Genomic DNA, 20,119 nt, shown 5'->3' on the forward strand with positions numbered 1-20,119 from the left:
AAACTAACTACGAATCGTTTTTCGCTCATTCGATGGGGCTATTCCCATCGCTTCGCGGTATTTAGCGACGGTGCGTCGCGCCACTTGGATACCTTGCTCTCCAATCAGTTGAGCAATTTTGCTGTCACTTAAAGGCTTTTTGCGATTTTCTGCAGCGATTAATTTTTTAATGACAGCACGTATAGCAGTGGATGAGCATTCGCCGCCACTAGCAGTGGCCACGTGACTTGAGAAGAAATATTTTAATTCAAAAACTCCTCGTGGAGTATGCATAAATTTTTGTGTGGTTACTCGGGAAATAGTTGATTCATGCATGTCTAAAGCTTGGGCTACATCATTAAGGATAAGAGGTTTCATGGCCTCTTCCCCGTGCTCAAGAAAATCCTTTTGGTACTCGACAATAGACTGGGCAACTTTGAGCAGAGTCTCTTGCCGACTTTGAATACTTTTTAAAAACCAACGTGCCTCTTGCAAATTGTTCTTTAGGAATTGATTGTCCGCACTGTTGTCCGCCCGTTGGATTAATGAAGCATAATGATTATTAATGCTAAGCCGTGGCAATGTGCTTTGATTTAATGTCACCTGCCATATGCCATCAATTTTCTTTACAATCACATCGGGAATAATGTATTCCGTGGTGCTTTGTTGAATTAGGCTGCCAGGCTTTGGGTTAAGGCGTTGAATGATTTGTAAAATGCGATCCAGGGTAGCCTCATTTACCTGATAATTTTTCATAAGTTGGCGATAATTATGTTGCCCAAGCAGTTCAATGTCCTCTTGAATGATGCGTTTGGCCAGAGCAATATCGCCACTGCTGTCTGGGAGCTGATCCAATTGTACTAATAATGTCTCTGCTAAATTTATGGAGGCACAGCCGACTGGATCAAAATGCTGTACGCGATGACGCACGGCTTCGATTTCCTCAAAATCCAGTGGGTGAGCTTCACTATCGAGACTGCTATGCAACTCATTAAGTGACAGGGTTAAAAAACCATCGTCATCAATTGCATCAATGATGGCTGTAGCAATCACTCGATCAACGTCGCTCATGGGCGTTAAATCAAGTTGCCAACGAAGATGATCGAGCAAATTGGTTGTTGTGCAGTACAAATTCTCGTAGTTAAAATCTAATTCTTCAAAATTGCTGCGTTTATGCTGGCTTGAATACAATTGTGCCCATTGGAAATCATTAAATTCTTCCTGCATAAGCTTGGATTCTTGCGAACGCAATTCTTCTTTTTCTTCACTAGGTAAAATTTCAAGCATTGGATTTGACTCAACCACTTGTTGTATTTCTTGTTGAAGATCAAGAGTTGAGAGTTGAAGTAGACGGATCGCTTGTTGAAGTTGTGGCGTTAGAGTTAGTTGTTGACTGATATTCAGCTGCAACGATGGTTTCATTCAAATCCTCTTGTATTCACCTCTTTTTACCTAAGTTTAACTGATTCAAAAGTATTATCCAGTAGGCATTAAAGTATTCTTCTGGATTCGCCAACATTCTCTCTCAAATACAGAACACAAAGAACTCAACTTGCATGAAAAAAAACTTTAGAGTCCTGAAGAAGACAATCAATTATCTCATTGAAATTTTGGGTGGATTAGTGTTAGAGGGGATAAACAAGATTAGCGGAGGGAATAAAATAAAAGGGTCCTGAAAGGACCCCTTGAAATTACTTGATTTTCTTCTCTTTGAAGATAACGTGCTTGCGCACGACTGGATCATATTTTTTCAATTCCAGCTTTTCAGGATTTTCACGAGGATTTTTGGTTGACGTGTAATAGTAACCAGTTCCTGCAGTAGACTCTAATTTGATTTTAATGGTGATAGCTGCCATGGTGTTTTCCTCTCAATTAGACCTTTTCGCCTTTAGCTCTGAGTTGTTCCAGAACAGCTTTAATGCCCAACTTATCAATGATGCGCATACCTTTAGTGCTTACTCGAAGCGAAACAAAACGGTTTTCTTCCTCAACCCAGAAACGGTGAGATTGAATATTTGGCAAAAAGCGTCGCTTGGTCTTATTATTGGCATGCGACACATTGTGACCCGTTGTGGGTCGTTTGCCAGTAACCTGACATACTCTTGACATGACGTGACTCCAGGATGTTCGATAATTAATTCAGCTTTGTATAAATTCAAGGCATTCGCCAGGCGAATTGGCCGGGTGTAAAATACAAGAGCGGTTTTATAGCAAAAAAAGACTCAATATGCAATGCTTTAAAGTTTGTAGCTGGCCAAAGAGAGTCTTTATTCAAAAATAATAAACTTCTTTAGCTTATCATATGATCACAAACTTGTCAGTAAGCGTTATAATCCCCAGCCATTAAATTCAGAGTCAAATCGATGAGAACGATTAAAAGTTTTGTTATGCGCGGTGGGCGCATCAGCAATCGTCAGCAACAGGCCTTGGACTGTTGGTTAAAAGAATTTGAGCTTCCCTCGGACAATGGATTGTGGGATTTTGAGCAAATTTTTAAACGCAAAGCTGATGTGATTGTTGAAATTGGTTTTGGCATGGGACACTCGTTGTTGCTCATGGCAAAAGGGCAGCCTGATTGTGATTTCATCGGGATTGAAGTGCATCGTGCCGGAGTGGGGAGCCTGGCTGCGGACTTGCATGAGCAGGGCATTGATAATGTCGCTATTGCATCCCATGACGCTGTTGAAGTGTTTAAGAACTGCATCCCAGATCATTCACTGGCTGGTATTCAAATTTTTTTCCCCGATCCCTGGCCTAAGAAAAAACATCATAAACGTCGTTTGATACAAGCTGATTTCATACGTTTACTGACGCAAAAACTGAAGCCGGGTGGCTTTGTGCATTGTGCGACCGATTGGCAAGAGTATGCAGAGCACATGCTTAGTGTATTATCAGCAGAGCCTCAATTGCACAATACGGTCGAAAGCGGATTTTCCCCGCGGCCAGCACATCGCCCTCTTACAAAATTTGAGCAGCGGGGCTGTAAATTAGGCCACGGTGTCTGGGATTTAATTTTTAAAAAGCAATAACGACGTTGTTGTCACAATGAAACCGCAGAATAATCTGCGGTTTAAGTTCAAATGAGTAATTGAAGGAGTTTTTGATCTTCAATTATCCAATATGTAAAATGACTTTTCTGCAGCCACTACTTAAACTTTGGGGAGAATCAAATCACCATGGATATAATTAAAAAAATAAATCAGGTGCTTGAAAATTATGAAGAATTTACTCATTTAATTGAAGAAGAACTTAAGACCGATCCCGATGTACTAAGGAATTTTTTTATTTCCGCCACAGGCAAGCCTCAGACAGTTTTAGACTATCTAATTGAGCGTCATTCAGAAGAGTTGAATTTACAAAAACAAATTCAATGGCTTTTGGAGAAGGAAGTCGATTTGAATTTAAATCAACCTGTTCATTTAGCGCTTAAACTTAAAAAAAAGGATATAGCCGCACTATTGCTTCATTCGCGGGCAGAAAACAAGGAGGAGGGCAATGCAACACTCAATCTGAACGCCCGTGACGTGGAGGGGAAAAGTCTAGTTTATCGGCTGATTTATGTGGCTGAAATCGAACTCCTCGCTCGTTGCATTAAATTGGGTATGAATGTTAATCAGCCAAGTCCAATTAAACCTGAAATGGATGCCCCTCAAATTCAACCCTTACATCAGGCAATTATTAGCAATTTCATAGGTGGTGTTGCGCAATTGATCCAAGCCGGTGCCCAACTCGATAACCTCTATTACCCATCAAAAGAAAATTCATTGTTGTTGGCTGCACGCAAAGGCCATATAGAAATTATCGAAATTATCCTGAATAATTTGCAACAATTTAAAAGTGAAGAAGAAAAGAGACAATTTTTAAATTCAAAAAACAGTTCTGGGCAAACAGCTATTGATGTCTTATGTTTGCAATTACGTGATAAAAAAACAAGCAAACAAGCCATTCGTGGCATCGCCATGTTGCTTTGCCATGGCGTAGAAGCACCGGATAATCCTTCACTCTCTTCGCTGCTTATGGGTTACCGCAAAGAATTATTCAAAGAGATTAAAAGCTACAGTCAAAAATCACCAAGCTATGCGGCTTCATTCTTGCGTCGTTGCCATAACAAACTGGATCCATTACACAGCATTATGTATGCAAAAAACTCTTGGGAACAATCATTCAAACAGTTATTTGGCATAGCAGATGATTTGGCTTTTGAAATGGAAACCCTGGTACCTCCCAGGCCTGCGCTTAAACAAGAAGATGCAGAATTGGCCGTCATCAAGGGTGAAGCCGAAGAACAATTTGAAGAAAATGAGCTTCTGTTTGCTGAATTTCTGAAACGTTATCAAGATGCGCTTAAATCCGTTACATTTTTTAATCGCTGGAGTGGGATGCTTCACAATGTAAGCCAAGGGCAGGTAACAAATTGGGAAAGTGTCAAGGCTTATGCTGACTTAAATCCGAAGTCACGAACCGCAAGAATTGTCCATGAGATGACCAGTTCTACTGAAATTCATCTGGATTTTCATAAGTAATAACCAATTTGCTCTCCCGTCTTATCTTGCTTAAAGCGATTAGACCCCATAGAATTCTATTTTTTGTAGGCGGGAGAGATAGATGGGATGGAATGAGCCAGATAAAGGCAAAGATCCATGGAGTGGTAAAAATCAGCCACCTGATTTGGATGAGGCATTGAAACGCTTTCAGGAAAAATTGAAAAGAACTTTTTTTGGCGGTTCTAATAAGCCTGACAAAGAAACCTCTAACAAGAAAAATGCTGGCTTTTTAATTTCAATGGCTGTGCTGATTGTGTTTATTCTATGGGTTTTATCTGGAATTTTCATTGTGGATCCTGCTGAACAGGCCGTCATACTTCGCTTCGGAAAGTACGTTGAAACAGTAGGTCCAGGCCCCCATTGGATTCCCCGAATTATCGAATCCAAAATTGTCCAGGATGTTGATCGCGTTTCTCACTACTCTTATACAGGGCAAATGCTGACAAAAGATGAGAACCTGGTTTCTGTTTCAGTGATTGTACAGTATCGAATCGGCGATCTTGAAAACTATCTTTTTAATGTAGCTAATCCTGAGGAAAGCTTACAGCAAGCCACTTCAAGCGCTTTAAGGCAAGTGATTGGCACCACCACATTTGATCAAATCATTACTGAGGGTCGGGAAGCTTGGGGCAACAATGTTCAGGATACGTTAACAAAGACCCTGGATCGTTATAAAACAGGAATTGTAATTGTGAATGTTTCACCACAGCCCGCCCGCGCGCCTGAAGATGTGCAGGATGCCTTTGATGATGCGATGAAGGCCCGAGAGGATGAAAAGCGGTTTAAGGAGCAAGCCTTGGCATACCAGGCCCGTGTTGTTCCCATAGCCCAGGGGAATGCCAAACGCATATTGCAAGAGGCTCGCGCCCATGCTCAACAAGTGATTTTACGAGCTAAAGGTGAGGTTGCGGAGTTTTTGGCTCTGCTTCCACAATATACCCTGGCTCCTGCGGTGACTTCTGAGCGGATGTATTTGGAAAGCATGCAACAAGTATTGAGTAAAAGCAGCAAAATTATCGTTGATAATAAGTCTGGGAATTTACTCTATCTGCCTCTGGAGAAATTACTGGGTACGAAACCCATTGAGTCCCCAGCAATGCAGGCGGCAGGCAAAAAAGATCAGAATACGGCGAGCAATGAGAATTCGATAGTGGGAGATAGAACAACTCGCAGACGCACCTATCAATCTGGAGGGAATGACTAATGAATGCAACAAAAACCACTTTAGCCATTCTTGGGTTTGTTATTCTGATTATCCTCTTTGCAAGTGTTTTTACCATCACGCAAGGTCAGCACGGCATTTTGCTCCGTTTAGGACGGCTTGTTCTTGAGAGTGATACGAAAAAGGTAAAAATTTTGGGGCCTGGCCTTCATGTGAAAACCCCCTTTATTGAAAACGTCCGCATATTTGATACGCGTATACAAACCTTAGACATTAAGTCCTCACGTATTGTAACCAAGGAGAAGAAGGACATTATTGTGGGGTATTATGTCAAATGGAAAATTGATGATTTGGCACAATATTATAAGTCAACAGGCGGGAATGAGTTCAAAGCAGAAACTCTGCTTGAGCAACAGCTGAATACATACCTGCGCGCCGAAATTGGTAAACGGGTTATTTCAGAGGTGTCAGGCAGCCGCGATGACGTCACCGAAAAATTGCGGGATAAAGCACAGGAACAAGCCGCTCAATTGGGAATTCGCATTATTGATGTGCGAATCAAGGGTCTGGAATTCCCTGAAAATACCAGCAATAATATTTTCCAGTTCATGCGGGCCAATATGCAAAGAATCGCGAATAGCCATCGGGCGGATGGAAATGCGGCAGCCGAGGCGGTTAGGGCAGCGGCTGACGCAGAGGTCACTGTGTTGCTGGCCCAGGCGCAAAGTCAAGGCCAACAAATTAGAGCTGGCGGACAGGCGGAAGCGGCTAAAATTTATGCCGATGCTTTTAACCAAAATCCAGACTTTTTTGCCTTTTACCGCAGTTTGAAAGCTTATGAAGCCAGTTTTAATAATAAGCAATCGATTCTTGTATTAGACCAAAGCAGCGCATTTTTTGATTATTTCCGCAGTGGTCTGGTAAAACTTAATGGCACTGGCCTGAAAAAACCTTTATAATATTTAATTTTGTCGAAACGGGGTTAAGCACGCTTAACCCTTTTTTATTGGAGGTTGTTGTGGTGATTGCTTTCCTCGAAGCATTAGCTTTATTGCTTGTGTTTGAGGGATTAATGCCATTTTCTTCACCCGTGAAATGGAAGCAAATGTTGCGCAAGTTTATTGGACTGGATGAGAAAGTATTGCGTATAACCGGGTTTATCAGCATGTCGGTGGGAGTTATTCTTCTCACCATTGTTCATCAATTTGCAGAGTAAGAGTCCATTATGGGTAAAAATGTAGTCGTGATCGGCACCCAATGGGGTGACGAAGGTAAAGGTAAAATAGTTGATTTGTTAACTCATGATGCACAGGTGGTGGTTCGTTACCAGGGTGGGCATAACGCCGGACATACCCTAAAGATCAAGGGCGAAAAGACCGTGTTGCGTCTAATTCCTTCAGGCATGTTGAGACCCCATGTCCACTGTTACATTGCCAATGGCGTGGTTTTATCAGCACAAGCCTTGCTTGATGAAATTAAAGAGTTGGAAAATAAAGGCATTGATGTGCGCAGTCGTTTGCGCATCAGTCAGGCTTGTCCACTCATTTTACCCTCGCATGTCGCTCTTGATAAAGCGCGCGAGAGTCAAAAAGGGAGCTCGGCAATTGGTACTACAGGCCGTGGCATTGGACCGGCTTATGAAGATAAAGTGGCCAGAAGGGCGATTAAAGTAAAGGACTTGCTCAATCCCGAACGGTTTCAGGACAAATTGCAGGAATTGCTCCAATATCATAATTTTCTGCTGCGCGAATACTATCATCAACCTGAAGTCGAACTGCAACAAATCCTGGATGATTCTAAGAGTTGGGCAGAGGAATTAAGAGACATGATTTGCGATGTCACAAGCTGCTTGCACGAGCATCGAGAAAAAGGCGATCTTATTCTATTTGAAGGGGCCCAAGGAGTTTATCTCGACATCGATCATGGTACCTATCCTTTTGTTACCTCATCCAATACTTGCGTAGGAAGTGTTGTTAATGGCGCTGGATTTGGCCCAAGATACTTGGATTATATTCTGGGGATCACGAAGGCTTATACCACGCGCGTGGGTGGTGGCCCTTTTCCTACTGAACTCCATGATGAAATCGGTAAAGGTTTGGCCACTCGTGGCAATGAATTTGGTGCTGTTACTGGACGCCCAAGACGTTGTGGTTGGTTTGATGCGGTTCTGTTGAGACGTTCTATTGAGCTCAATAGCATTACCGGTCTATGCATGACGAAACTGGATGTTTTGGATGGCTTGGTCACTGTTAAAATTGCAGTTGCCTATCGCAATGCTGAAGGGCAGTTGATTTCTCATCCGCCACAGGCAGCAGAAGACTTTGAGGGGCTTGAGCCTGTTTACGAAGAGATGCCTGGCTGGTCCGAATCTACCGCTGACATTACTGACATTAAGAAATTGCCCGCCAATGCAATCGCATACATCAAGCGCATTGAGCAATTGCTAGGCGTGCCGGTTGATATGCTTTCCACAGGACCTGAGCGTGACTCAACCATTATTTTGCGAGACCCTTTTGAGGTCTAGCTTTTGGTTTGACATGCCCATTAAACTCCCAACTATTCTGGGCTAGAATAGACTAGCCCAGAATAGTACAAACATTCTTAAAACTAATTCTGTAATCCCCCCTTGATCTTCACTAAACTAAACACAGCAAGTAAATTTCTGTTCAAATTTTCTAATGGTGAAATGGAGGTGCCATGAATTTTTTTAAATACATACAGGAAAATCAGCCGGTTAGCATCACCGGTGCAATCGCCCATTCCTATTATTGGCTCACAACACTGGGTTGGAATGACATCGTTTACAAAAACCCTAACTTTAAAGCGGATGCACACCCAAATGGCGGGATAGTGTTGGTCTGTGTGCCAGGTACGGCGGATCAACCTGGTTCCTTTATGCGTATTGTGGAGCGCTTACTTAAAAAAGGCTTAGCCGACTATATATCCACTGTATATATTGTCGCCTTTAATCACCGCTACCAAGGAAAGGGGATTCGTTTTTTTTCGCAACAATTAATAGACAAAATTAAAGCTTATGGTCATAAAGATGTGATTTTAATGGGCCATTCACGAGGGGGCTTAATTATTTCAGAGGCAGCAGAGTATCGGACCGAGAGTGCTGGCATTAGAGTTCATGCACTTTTTCCCATCTGTGCGCCTTTCAATGGCTCACCCTTAGCCATGGAACCATTGTCTTCTGTGTCAACCTCAGTCAGGCAAATGGAACCTAATAGCCCTTTTTTGCAAAAGTTAAACGAGGACATAGGCAATTCTAGTCTTTACTATTGCTTTATTGGTGCCGAAGAGGATGGCATTGTTCCACCGGAGTATGCTTATGTAAAAGACTATGTAGATAAACATCCTGAGTCGCGAATTTTGTTTGATAGACACACTCATTTGTCCATAATGTCTTCGCATCGAATGGTTGATTTTATGGACAGTGAATTAGCTAAAATTGGTCAAGGATTGCAGTTGCAAAGCCCAGAGCCAACTTCTCAAAAGGATGTTTCAAAAGGAATTTCTGGGTCAGCCACACCCAATTTAAACGCAACCAGTCCGGTTTACTCTGAGACAATTAAAATGGATGATTTGTTTGATGATTTTGTCTTCATCGAACCTGAGGAACATGAAGAGAATGACCATTCCATAAAATGTCGATTTTAATATCATGTGTGCTCACGTTGTACATGACAGAGTTTCAGGTACAACGTGTTGAACTTAAATTAATATTGGGCTTCGAACTGATGAAATTGCTGTTCCAGTTGCCATTGCAATTTCGCCTTTGCATTTTGTGCAAGGAACTGTTTGCAACTGCTGCTATCCAGGTCTTGGCATTCGGGAACCAGTTTTGCTTGACTGGGTTGGGCCCACAGGCTTTTGCCGGGAAGGAAGCTGTAAGTTAGGGCATTACGACTAATTTGCTTTAAAGTGGGGTAATCCACATGATGCTCCAAAACGGCAATTTGATATTCGCGAGTTAAATCCGTTCGCAATACCCCCTCATCATCCGTGGATAAAACAACAGGAACTTGATGTTTTAAATAATAAGATAAGGGATGGTTCTGTCCATATACATTAAGGATTTTGCGGTTGCTGGTTAGGTTAATTTCAACGGCGATGGCATGTTCGGCCATCTTCTTTAAGAGCTCTTCGGCATTCTCTTCAAATGCAATGGCTGTTCCATGACCTACTCTTTCGGCGTGGCCTTGGTTAATCGCTTCCTGAATATGAAAATTCAAATCCCAGGGTGCAACCAATTCTTGATTCAATTCGCCGGCATGCAAGCTGATGTGAACGGATGGATAAGCGTGGTGTAAGAAATTAATAATGCTCATTTGTTTGCGATAATCACGCAGTGAAATGAAGCCATCTTCTGCTTGAACCAGATTAATCCCTACGATATCCGTTGACCGTGCTGCGGCAGCAAAAGCTGTTAGAGCTTGGGCAAACACTTTTTCCAGAGGCTGCTCGCGCAAGATATAATACTGGAATTTTACTGTTAATTGGCAAGCGCCTTGTCGGTTATCATTATCACAGCCTAAATTTTTCCTGGCCTTTTGCAATAGGGCTTGCGCTTCCTTGATGGAAAAATCAATGTTTCTCTGAAAGTCCTTATTGGCCAACAATTCATTCTTTGCAGTGGCAAAATTCTTGCTCAACAAATCGGGGGTGCCGAAGGATATGGAGTGGGCATCGTCAGGTAAAATCATAATTTCAAGATATTGCTCATGTTGAGCTGCAGCCCTTTGCATGACTTCAGCCAACAGTTCAGGACTGTATGCCGTTACTATGGGTATAAATTTATCAAAGGTATTAAAAAAATGGTCGTGGCTTGATTCTGCACCAGCAATGAAGTTTTTCATGGACCAAGCGGCAATGGTTTTATCGTAAATTTGTTGGTATTGAGCGATTTCCTTCACTTCAAGGCCGTTACAATGTTCAATTATTTTGCTAACCGCTAGCGTTTGTTTATCAAGGCAGTAATGCTCTCGGGCAGCAATGGCCAACATATGCTCAGGATAAGCTCCTCCTGCCAAGTGGTAATGAAGTTCACCACCTTTGGGCATTTTTTTCAGGAAGGCATATAAAGCATTCGGTTCGGTTTTGATGGCATTGAAATATTGATCAACACTGGCAAAGGCAAGCAAATTCCAACAAACACCGACGGATAGAGCAAGAATTTTGAAAAAATGCATGGAATATAACGAAACTCAAAACGCCATTGTACCACATTCTTGTTTTCACCACATAAGCCACATTATAGACTTCTAGGTTAGGATTTTATTTCTGTGTATTATTCCCCTGCATAGTTGCATTTAATTTAACAAAGGGAGAGTTTATGAAGCATCTTATCAATAATGCCTTGCGCAGCAAAAATATGAAGGAGCTGTTGCAGGCCTTGGGTATTGATGTGCATGAGAGCACAGTGGCCTGCCACAATGAAAGGATTATTTTGAGGACGAATCAATTATCCGACGCTAAAAGCTTTGCCAAAGATTTGCAAAATATATTGCAAAAAGATGACTTTAATCCTGCTCTTCGACAGACGTCAATGGCTGATTTGATTAGGGAGAGCATTGCCGAGGCTAGCTGTCAAGATGTCGAAAACCTGGCAATTCATAAAAATGCCTGTCTGGCTATATTTAACGTGCTACTCATGTCAAAGTTTGACTATCAATTGGATGAGCACCAGGAATGCTTTGAAATTCCGTTGCCCCAACCAGCCTACGCTTCAATATTTCGTTGCTTGAATTATAAATATCTTCAGATTGAAGATGACAAAATTAAATTCAACATTAAGGAATTTCTAAAAGATCACAAAGAAGAAATCATTTTAATTGACGCTGGAAATCCTTTATTGCTTGTTCACTCTCAATTGTTCGAAAATAAAAAAATCTTTTATGCACAAAAACCAATAAGCGAAGATGAAGTTGAAGTGACTCCTTATATGCTTGTTCCACAAGCCATCACACCGCCAACTTATCATTTTGTGTTGGATACCAGCGGCAGCATGGCTGGAGAAAAATTAAAGATACTGAAGAAATCAGTCACAGAATTTTCAGAAGCTTTATTCCATTTTGAACCTGAAGCCAGGCTTGATCTAGTCGAGTTTAATACTACCTGCAAACCGATCGGCAACTATCGCAGAGAGAACTTTGGGCAATTGTGTGAGCACGTTAATGCTTTGGGTGCTGATGGGCTTACCCATCTTTATGCTACCTCTCTAAACAAGCTAGAATACTTGATGCAGTCTGCTAATCATAACAACGTCTTATTGTTTACAGATGGGGAAGACACCATGGAGGGAGCTGCGGGACTAAACTGTGAGCGCTCACTCAATTCTCTGGTTGCATCAATAAAAGATTCGCCTTTGATTGCTGCCCGAAACAAGTTTTTTTTCATCCTTTATGACGTAAGTGCCCCTGAGATTTTAGTGGAAGTGGCCGAAGCTTTTGCTTCGTGCGTTATTGAGACAAGTAATCCCGATTTCATTGCTGCGCTATCAGAAAAAGGCAAGCTGCAAGACTGGGCTGCCGAAAGAGAGTTGTTCTCTTGCCAACTTGAAGTGACGAATACAGCCAATGGTTCACAGGAATTAAAACGATACGTCCGTTCTTTTAATTTGTCGGGGCAATTTGTCCGTCTTGAGCCTGTCGTGTGCAACAAAGATGTAAGATTGCATATCAGGGTTACAGACGGCAACGACCAAGTCACTCTTGAGGACGAGCACTCTATTAAGAAAACAGCAACTCATCTGCCTGGAAGTGCTAAAGCGGTAGTTACTTTTGGGATTTTCCCGACTGGGGAACAAAACAAAACCAGCACCGTTTCTCCAACTCTGCCTCAGTTTAATTAACCTGTTGAGAGCAAGCGATGCTGACGCATCACTGGCTCTCACAATCTAATCTCATTGGGAATTGGGTGAAGGGGGAACATATTCTGAAAAGGTGGAAGAGGGTTCCCTTTGAATCGTTTTTCTTGCAAAAGGGGGTGGGAAATTCGCATCCGAAAATTCCCTGTCCTGCTGATCATTCAGAGGGGAGCCATTTAGTATTTTGTTGTAACTGTGATTTACTCTAATACTTTTTTCTTCGCTGTTGCCTGACTTTGGAACTGCATAGTTTGCAATTTTCTCCGCACCCTCAACAGCACCATATATGGAGAGGGCTGGTATCATTAACACAGAAACAAAAGCGCCGATAATTGCTGAAACAACCGCTGCAGGCGGACTTAGAACAAGGGTAAAAAGAAAATTAAGCGATGCAGTGGCGATGATGTATTTTGTATTCTTATTATCATTATTGTTATTATTTTTTAAATTTTGACTTTCCAGGGGAAAAAGCCAGGAAGTGATTTGATTCGTTAGCCATGAACTGGCATAGATAGCAGCACCCAATACAATCAGTGGAAAGAGCAGAACGGCAAAAGCCACTAAGACTACCGTGAGAGCCACACTTCCTGCTGAAGTGAATGGTAGTAAAACAAGAGCTGACAAAAATTTTATTAAATTGCGCATTATTTCTCTTAAAATAAAATTTTTGCTTACTGTAGCATTTTAGCCTTAAGAAAATATTAGATTGGATTAATTAATTAAAATATTTTTAATTTCTTAAAGATATTAATGTTCAATCATTTCTGACCATGTCGTCGTTTGATCTAGGTTCTTTGATAATAATCCGATATAAACGTCAACCCTCCAATCAGCATGTAACTGGGCATGGCAATTCATCAGATGAATTTCAGCGGAGAAGTTTGGTTACCGATTTGACAGCGCTTTCAAAAATTTGCAGGATGAGCTCAGGGTTTAAACAAAAAGTCACAGATTAAACTCTGTGACTTTTAAAAGGGACTGATTAGCGTTTGGCGACTGCTAAACCTTTAAGGATGGTCAAGGCCGCATACAATTGGTAATCCTCATGAAGCAAACCGGCATCGTCTTTCACTGCCAATTGATTGTTTTGCTCGACTTTGTCCTTATTTTGCAAATGTCCGCTTAAGTCTGCTTCACTGAAACCGGCGAAGGCATCGCTTTTGTCAGCAGCTTTCTCTTTGGGTACAGAGATCTCTTCGACAACGATATCTGGAGTAATCCCTTTCGCCTGAATTGAAGTGCCTGACGGAGTGTAGTATAAGGCTGTGGTCAATTTAATACCACGCTTGTCATCAAGAGGCAAAACAGTTTGCACGGATCCTTTGCCAAAGCTTTGTGTGCCTAAAATTATTGCACGTTTGTTGTCTTTAAGCGCACCGGCAACGATTTCAGAAGCAGAGGCTGAGCCATTATTGATCAAAACCACCATGGGTGCATTATTTAAAATATCACCAGGATTAGCCAGAGCAGTAAATTTTGAACCCGGTAATCGGCCTTGTGTGTAGACGATCAGTTCAGGTTTGCCATTATTATTGGAATCCAGGAAAGCATCAGATACCTGGATGGCTGAGTCCAATAATCCACCAGGGTTGTTACGTAAATCAAGGATTAGGCCCTTTAGTTTGCCTCCAGCTTCTTGTTTTAATTGGGCGATGGCTTTTTCCATATCATCCCCAGTCATGGCTTGAAACTGACTCAAACGTATATAACCATAGCCATCATCCAGTAATTTGCTTTTTACGCTTTTTATCATGATTTTTTCTCGTACAAGAGAAAAGACCAGAGGCTTACTTTCGCCTTTGCGAAGAATCGTTAAGTCCAGAGTAGTTCCTTCTTTACCCCTCATCAAATCAACGGCCTCTTTAAGGCTAATGCCTTGAACGGATTGGCTTCCCAATTTGATGATGTAGTCACCAGCCTTGATTCCGGCCTTATATGCGGGAGTGTCCACTAATGGAGTGACCACTTTGACCACGCCATCTTCCATTGTAACTTCAATACCTAAACCACCAAACTCGCCGCTGGTTGCGGTTTGCAATTCCTTAAAGGAATCTTCATCCAGGTAAGTTGAGTGAGGATCAAGACCATTTAACATGCCCCGAATAGCATTATCAAAAAGCTCTTTATCATCAACCGGTTTTACATAGTATTTTTTGATTTGGCTAATAGCATTGGAAAAGCGTTGAACATCTTCCATTGGAATCTGTTTGGTAGTTGTGCTGTCATCGCTGGTGCTTGTTTCTTCCTCCGCGGTAAAAGCAGTGGCTGGGAAGATTAAAACAGTTGTCAGCAAAGCAACTAATGCTTTATAACAAAACCGTTTGTGGTGCATACTGTTCTCCTTGGTGGATGGCGCGCAACAAGCGGCCAGCTCCGGGTATAATTGTATATTGCAATATAAGTGCCAAGGCCAAGGCGAGTTCTGTTAAGCAATTCGAATATTAATTAGAGTTATTCAGAATAAGTTAGTAAGTACTTGACTTATTAACCCGTGTCAATTCAATCTCATTATTATGCTTAATAAAACTCTAGGACAACCAATCAAGCGCTGGAATAGCTTTACCTCGATGTCTTACTTCGAAGTATAGTCCGTTTTGTTTCAATCCGCCGCTGTGGCCAACGGTAGCGATTTGCTCACCCTGCGCCACCATGCTTCCCTTTGATTTAAATAGAGATTGATTGTGCGCATAGAGTGTCATAAAGCCTTGGCCATGATCAATTATTAATAAAAGGCCATAGCCATTAAGCCAATCGCTAAATACAACCTTGCCGGGGTATACGGCAGTGACAGGCGTACCTTCCACGGCAAAAAATGTCACCCCCTGGTTCATTCGCTGGAAGGCTTTTCTCTCCCCCGTTACTGGATTTGGCAATTTTCGGCGCATTTGGGTGAATGGTTTAGTGGCTTGAGTTTGCATGCTTTGAGTGGCTAAATTGGCTAGTAGTCGCGTCAGATTCGTTTTATTGCGCTCAAACTCTTCAAGAATGTGTTCCTTAGTTTGAATTTCATTGTTTAGGGATTGGATTACCAGCTCATGATGTTGTTTGTTGCGCTCTAATTCCTTTTGATGATTATTCAAGTCATTTTCTAATCGTTGCTGCTCGGCCAATTCAATCTTAAGCGAATCCTGATTTGAAGTGATGCTTTGCCGGGTTGAATCAATCTGGTCAATTATTTTTTGCCTGGATTGGATGAGATACTGGTAAAAAGTAAGAAGCCGGCTAATCGCATAGGGTTCATCTTGATCAATAAGCCATTTAATGGGCTGGTACTCACCCGTTCGGTAGCGCGTGCGTACGTGATCGGCCAGTAATTTCTGTTGAGTGGCCAATTGATTATTCAAATCATTAAGATTTTGCTGCAGTTGCTTAATCTTTTGCTGCTTGGATGACATTTCAGTTTGAGTTTTCCGCAGCTGGCGAATTCCTTCACTGATTTGTTTTTCAGTTTCGGCCAACTCCAGGGTTAAGGCTCCTCTTTTATCGTTAACCGTGGAGAGATTTTTTTTTAGTTGGCTGATTTCATTATCCAGCCTTTGCAGTTTGGTCCTTGTTTGCACGATGCTGACATTTTCAGACCAAACATCAGCTGTTATGCAAAGCCATAATATTAAAAAAAGATTGAACCAGCTTAATAAGAAATGTCTGTTATTAATTGCTGTCATTCATTTTCCACCAATAACGCTTGTCCAGTCATTTCAGAAGGTTGTTCAATATTCAATAAAGCCAGAATGGTAGGGGCAATGTCAATTAAACTTCCCTCCTGCCGTATGAAATGAAAGCGCCGTTTACCATCAATAAAGAGTAAAGGGACAGGTTGTGACGTATGCGCAGTATGTGCTTGGGTCGTTTGTTCATCAAACATGGTTTCAGCATTGCCGTGATCAGCTGTAATAAGCAGCACCCCCCCTTTATTTAAAACCGCTTGCCCCACTTCCTTTAAGCATTCATCCAAACATTCAATGGCTTTTACAGCGGCGTTAAAGTCACCTGTGTGTCCGACCATATCGGCATTGGCGTAATTGCAGATGACTACGTCATAAGCTTCGCTTTCAAGGGCATTTACTAAGGTTCGGGTAAGAGCCGGAGCACTCATCTCGGGCAGCAAATCATAAGTGGCAACAGGTGGGGAGGGGATAAGAATCCGATCCTCATTTGGAAAGATTTGTTCAGAACCACCGCTAAAGAAAAAGGTCACATGCGCATATTTCTCAGTTTCTGCGATTCGCAACTGGCTCAAACCTTCATTCGCTAAAACCTCTCCCAAAGTGTTATGTAGTATCATGGGAGGAAAGGCGCATTCAGTAAGCAAATGTTTTGAGTAGCGAGTCATGCTAACAAAATGAGCTAAAGCTGGTTGGTGCGCTCGAATGAACCCGTCAAAAGACTCATCAATAAATGCCCTTGTCAGCTGCCGGGCGCGATCGGCACGAAAATTAAAGAAAAAGATGGCATCACCTTCTTCAATCGGTTCAAAACCAGCAATTACCGTAGGTGGAATAAATTCATCGAATTTATTTTCGGCATAAAAAAATTCAATGGCTGCTTCAGGGGTTTCAAATTGATAATGGCTTTCTCCCTCAGTAAGCATTTTATATACAGGGGCAAGACGTTCCCATCGTTGATCCCTATCCATTGCAAAATATCTTCCTGTTATGGAACAAATTTGAGCTATGGGATGTTTTTCTAATACTTGCTTGAGGAGCGCTATGCTGCCTAGCGCGCTCTGGGGCGGGGTGTCGCGTCCATCCAAAAATAAATGCAAGCAAACCTGGTTGAATTCGAGTTCATGGCAAAGGGCTAAAAAAGCAAATAGATGATTTTCATGACTATGAACTCCACCTGAGGAGAGTAAGCCCATGACGTGCAAATTCTTCCCTTGTTGCTTCATGTCCTGGATTAACTCGAGAAAGACTGGATTGTTGGCAAACTCGCCACTGGCAATGGCTTCATTAATGCGGGTAAAATCTTGTGGAATAACCCGGCCTGCGCCAATATGCATGTGCCCCACTTCTGAATTGCCCATTTGTTTATCAGGCAAGCCAACCTGGTGGCCTGATGCGTCCAGAAGAATATGAGGGCATGAACTCCACCATTCATCCCATTGGGGGGTATTGGCAGAGGCAATGGCATTATTGGCTCGTTCTTCCCGATATCCCCAACCGTCAAGAATAACCAGGACGAGTGGTGTGTTGTTATTCATGAAAATCTCTTTAGATCAAAAGTTAGATTATATACTTCTTTTAAGATCCAAAAAGATTGTTTGCAAAAATATTCACATCCCTGTGAGTCGCCAGGCTTGGCTATCCTTGCGTTATTTCATTTGGCTCAATAGAACAGTCATTGGTAATGGAACTGCAAATAAAACTCGCTTCCATCCTCTTTTGGTTTATTTGCAGCTTTGATAGGGGTTGTCGATTAAGGTTTCATTTCCCTGGCTTCTTCAACATCCAATAAATCCGGTTGATGTTTGCGCAGAAATTGGTTAATACCATTGTTGACCTTTTGTTGGAAATATGGAATCGCACGTTCAGGTTTAATCATCAGCATGAAACTTTTCAATTCTTTAAATTGGTAGTCAGGAAGCTTATCGATATGAGACATAAACGCTGCTTCAATCTGTGCTTTCATTGAATTATCAAGTTCAATGGTTTCTCCTAGTGGATTTACTATCCTCATGTCTTCTAAATGATCATGAAGTAGTTGGCGCATCATTGAGCGCAAATATTTTTCCAGTATTCCATCCGCCTTACTGGCAAAAAATTGATTGACCTGAGTGATCATGAACTCGCCCAGATGTTTGGGATCGAAGTCTTCAGCTAAGTAACTGGTTTTTAAATATTCAGTTAAGGGCCCTAAGTAAATAAAACCAAAATGGTTAAACTGATCCTTGAAATTGCTTTGTTCAATGTAATCGCGGATATTCGGATATACTTCGGTTGTAAACTCAGCATAGAGTGCTGGTGTGGGACGATTAAAATAATTCGATAATTTTTTGCCGATTTGCACAGCCAAATCGTCTTGTTTCAGCATAAGCAGCGCATTCATCTGTGTGGCTGATAATTTTTTAGTAAATTTATCCCGCACATACAAAAAGATGGAATTTTGTTCATTTGTCGTCAAATGAGATGTTTCAGGATGCTGCTGCATGACCCGGATAATAAATAGGCACAGTTGATATTCATTGGAATTTTTATCCTGGCTTTGTCTATTCAGTTCATGAATTAAACCGGCAATGTTCTTGAATAACTTCTCGTTTGTACTCTCCCCGCCTTCAATTTCAGCCATTATAGCAATAATGCGATGATGATCTTCTTGCGAAATATGCGTTTCCTTAAGGCTTGATTGATTATCTTGGCTTTGTTTGACTTCTTCAGGGAAGCGAGCCACTTTACTCAATCTTTTTAAATCTTTTTTTAATTCAACAGCTGACTGTTTAGGGTCAGCGAGCTCAATAACTAAAGGGGTGATCGAATCTCTCATAACTGAATCCAAACGCTGCATCATGAGGTCCAGTTCGGTTTTTAAACCCACTAGATTCTTAAAACCCAATTGTACTGCCAAAGCTTCAGCCAAAGTTGAGAGATTTGAACATTTTAAAGCAGTAAGCAGCGCCAACATAACCGCTAATTGTTGATTTCTGATCTTTGCATCTTCAAGTAATGAGATGAATTTTTCCTTTAAAACTTTAGGAAAAGCCGTATTGGAATGTTTGAACAAAGTAAATGAGCTTTGAGTTGGTGCCTTATCCAGAAATGCTTTCACTATCTCTACATAATGCTGCCATTTCCGAGGAATTGTCGTTGAGTCGCCATAATAAATTTGTGAAAACGAATCACGTTCAGCTTCATTGAAACTGTCGTCTAAGGCGCAATGGATCAGTTTATTACGAAAGCGCTGGACATAAGTTTTATAGCCAGCATTAGCTTGCTTATAGTTTTCTATATCTCTGCTTCTTGGAATGTTTAACGAGGCTTTATACTGATACACCTCATCTCTGCTGACTCGGTTTTCTTCCCGAAGCTTATTGATAGTTGGTTCAGATAATAAAAAATTTTCTTGCCTTAAATGCTCAATTAACTCGTCTTTTTTGTAATGTTTATACAATAAAACGTCTTCTAAATGGCTAATGAATTTCTGTAGCCGTCCTATGGCGGTGTTGTAGAAGCGATCGGCTTTGGAATGCATGACATTGCCATTAGGGGAACATTGTTCCCTTAATTGCTCCATGAGCATTTGCATATTGAATGCGGCTACTAAATCCAATTCTTGGACCTTGTCGCTAATGAGAAGTTCATGCAGGGTAGCCAATGACATGAGTTCTGGTTTTTGAGCTAAAATATTGCCGTATTTTTTTATCAGTTCATTCGGATAGCTAAGAAAACTGGCAATATCTCCACCTCGAAGACGTTCAATGTATGAATCTAAGACACTGGGCATGTTCGTCTCTCAATAATAAATCTATATACAATTTGGTCAATTCTAAATCTTTTGGTGCTGAAATGTTATGGGTAAATTTACCCATGGCTCTAATTTAAGAGCTCATCGAAAAGAGATTGCTAC

17 protein-coding genes are annotated in these 20,119 nt (G+C 41.5%); 8 read left to right on the forward strand and 9 right to left on the reverse strand.

Annotated features, from left to right (window positions below):
• Positions 1–3: 3 nt before the first annotated feature.
• From EL203_RS02245 to rpmB, 3 genes are all read right to left on the reverse strand, one after another.
• On the reverse strand, positions 4–1,401 hold the full coding sequence (locus tag EL203_RS02245; protein WP_058471119.1) for an RNA polymerase factor sigma-54: 1,398 nt from the start codon (positions 1,399–1,401) through the stop codon (positions 4–6).
• A 269-nt stretch (positions 1,402–1,670) separates the two neighbouring features.
• On the reverse strand, positions 1,671–1,835 hold the full coding sequence (rpmG, locus tag EL203_RS02250; RefSeq protein WP_058471118.1) for a 50S ribosomal protein L33: 165 nt from the start codon (positions 1,833–1,835) through the stop codon (positions 1,671–1,673).
• Between the two features lie 16 nt (positions 1,836–1,851).
• Complete coding sequence (gene rpmB / locus EL203_RS02255) at positions 1,852–2,088, reverse strand: 50S ribosomal protein L28 (protein WP_058471117.1); 237 nt, start codon at positions 2,086–2,088, stop codon at positions 1,852–1,854.
• Between the two features lie 254 nt (positions 2,089–2,342).
• Between rpmB and trmB the strand changes: the two genes are divergently transcribed.
• The 7 genes from trmB (at position 2,343) to EL203_RS02290 (ending at position 9,348) form a co-directional block, all read left to right on the forward strand.
• On the forward strand, positions 2,343–3,008 hold the full coding sequence (gene trmB, locus EL203_RS02260) for a tRNA (guanosine(46)-N7)-methyltransferase TrmB (protein ID WP_058471116.1): 666 nt from the start codon (positions 2,343–2,345) through the stop codon (positions 3,006–3,008).
• A gap of 147 nt (positions 3,009–3,155) precedes the next feature.
• Entirely contained in the window at positions 3,156–4,502 is a 1,347-nt protein-coding gene (gene ankC / locus EL203_RS02265; RefSeq protein WP_058471115.1) for a Dot/Icm T4SS effector AnkC/LegA12, read from the forward strand.
• 82 nt (positions 4,503–4,584) lie between these two features.
• A complete protein-coding gene (gene hflK / locus EL203_RS02270; RefSeq protein ID WP_058471114.1) occupies positions 4,585–5,727 on the forward strand; it encodes an FtsH protease activity modulator HflK in 1,143 nt (380 codons plus the stop codon).
• On the forward strand, positions 5,727–6,644 hold the full coding sequence (gene hflC / locus EL203_RS02275) for a protease modulator HflC (RefSeq protein WP_058471113.1): 918 nt from the start codon (positions 5,727–5,729) through the stop codon (positions 6,642–6,644). Before hflK ends, hflC begins: the two co-directional genes overlap by 1 nt.
• Before the next feature lie 59 nt (positions 6,645–6,703).
• The gene (locus tag EL203_RS02280; protein ID WP_058471112.1) at positions 6,704–6,901 is read left to right on the forward strand and encodes a DUF2065 domain-containing protein; all 198 of its coding nucleotides are present in this window, start codon (positions 6,704–6,706) and stop codon (positions 6,899–6,901) included.
• A gap of 9 nt (positions 6,902–6,910) precedes the next feature.
• Positions 6,911–8,209, forward strand: coding sequence for an adenylosuccinate synthase (locus EL203_RS02285; RefSeq protein ID WP_058471111.1), 1,299 nt, complete (start codon positions 6,911–6,913; stop codon positions 8,207–8,209).
• A gap of 173 nt (positions 8,210–8,382) precedes the next feature.
• Positions 8,383–9,348 carry an alpha/beta hydrolase gene (locus EL203_RS02290; RefSeq protein WP_058471110.1) on the forward strand — a complete coding sequence of 322 codons (966 nt, stop codon included), beginning with the start codon at positions 8,383–8,385 and terminating at the stop codon, positions 9,346–9,348.
• A gap of 59 nt (positions 9,349–9,407) precedes the next feature.
• On the opposite strand, the gene EL203_RS02295 is transcribed toward EL203_RS02290, so the two are convergent.
• Positions 9,408–10,880, reverse strand: coding sequence for an adenosine deaminase family protein (locus tag EL203_RS02295; protein ID WP_058471109.1), 1,473 nt, complete (start codon positions 10,878–10,880; stop codon positions 9,408–9,410).
• A gap of 143 nt (positions 10,881–11,023) precedes the next feature.
• On the opposite strand from EL203_RS02295, the gene EL203_RS02300 reads away from it, so the two are divergent.
• Entirely contained in the window at positions 11,024–12,541 is a 1,518-nt protein-coding gene (locus tag EL203_RS02300; protein ID WP_058471108.1) for a VWA domain-containing protein, read from the forward strand.
• A gap of 51 nt (positions 12,542–12,592) precedes the next feature.
• Here EL203_RS02300 and EL203_RS02305 read toward each other — a convergent pair whose 3' ends face one another.
• The 5 genes from EL203_RS02305 to EL203_RS02325 form a co-directional block, all read right to left on the reverse strand.
• Entirely contained in the window at positions 12,593–13,201 is a 609-nt protein-coding gene (locus EL203_RS02305) for a hypothetical protein (protein ID WP_058471107.1), read from the reverse strand.
• A 337-nt stretch (positions 13,202–13,538) separates the two neighbouring features.
• Entirely contained in the window at positions 13,539–14,888 is a 1,350-nt protein-coding gene (locus EL203_RS02310; RefSeq protein WP_058471106.1) for a S41 family peptidase, read from the reverse strand.
• A gap of 196 nt (positions 14,889–15,084) precedes the next feature.
• On the reverse strand, positions 15,085–16,221 hold the full coding sequence (locus tag EL203_RS02315) for a murein hydrolase activator EnvC family protein (protein ID WP_058471105.1): 1,137 nt from the start codon (positions 16,219–16,221) through the stop codon (positions 15,085–15,087).
• Positions 16,218–17,759, reverse strand: a complete 1,542-nt coding sequence (gene gpmI / locus EL203_RS02320; RefSeq protein WP_058471104.1) for a 2,3-bisphosphoglycerate-independent phosphoglycerate mutase — start codon at positions 17,757–17,759, stop codon at positions 16,218–16,220. The genes EL203_RS02315 and gpmI overlap by 4 nt, the downstream gene beginning before the upstream one ends.
• A gap of 215 nt (positions 17,760–17,974) precedes the next feature.
• On the reverse strand, positions 17,975–19,996 hold the full coding sequence (locus tag EL203_RS02325; protein WP_058471102.1) for a hypothetical protein: 2,022 nt from the start codon (positions 19,994–19,996) through the stop codon (positions 17,975–17,977).
• Positions 19,997–20,119 lie beyond the last annotated feature (123 nt).

The sequence above is a fragment of the Legionella jordanis genome (genome assembly GCF_900637635.1).
GTDB classification, from domain to species: domain Bacteria; phylum Pseudomonadota; class Gammaproteobacteria; order Legionellales; family Legionellaceae; genus Tatlockia; species Tatlockia jordanis.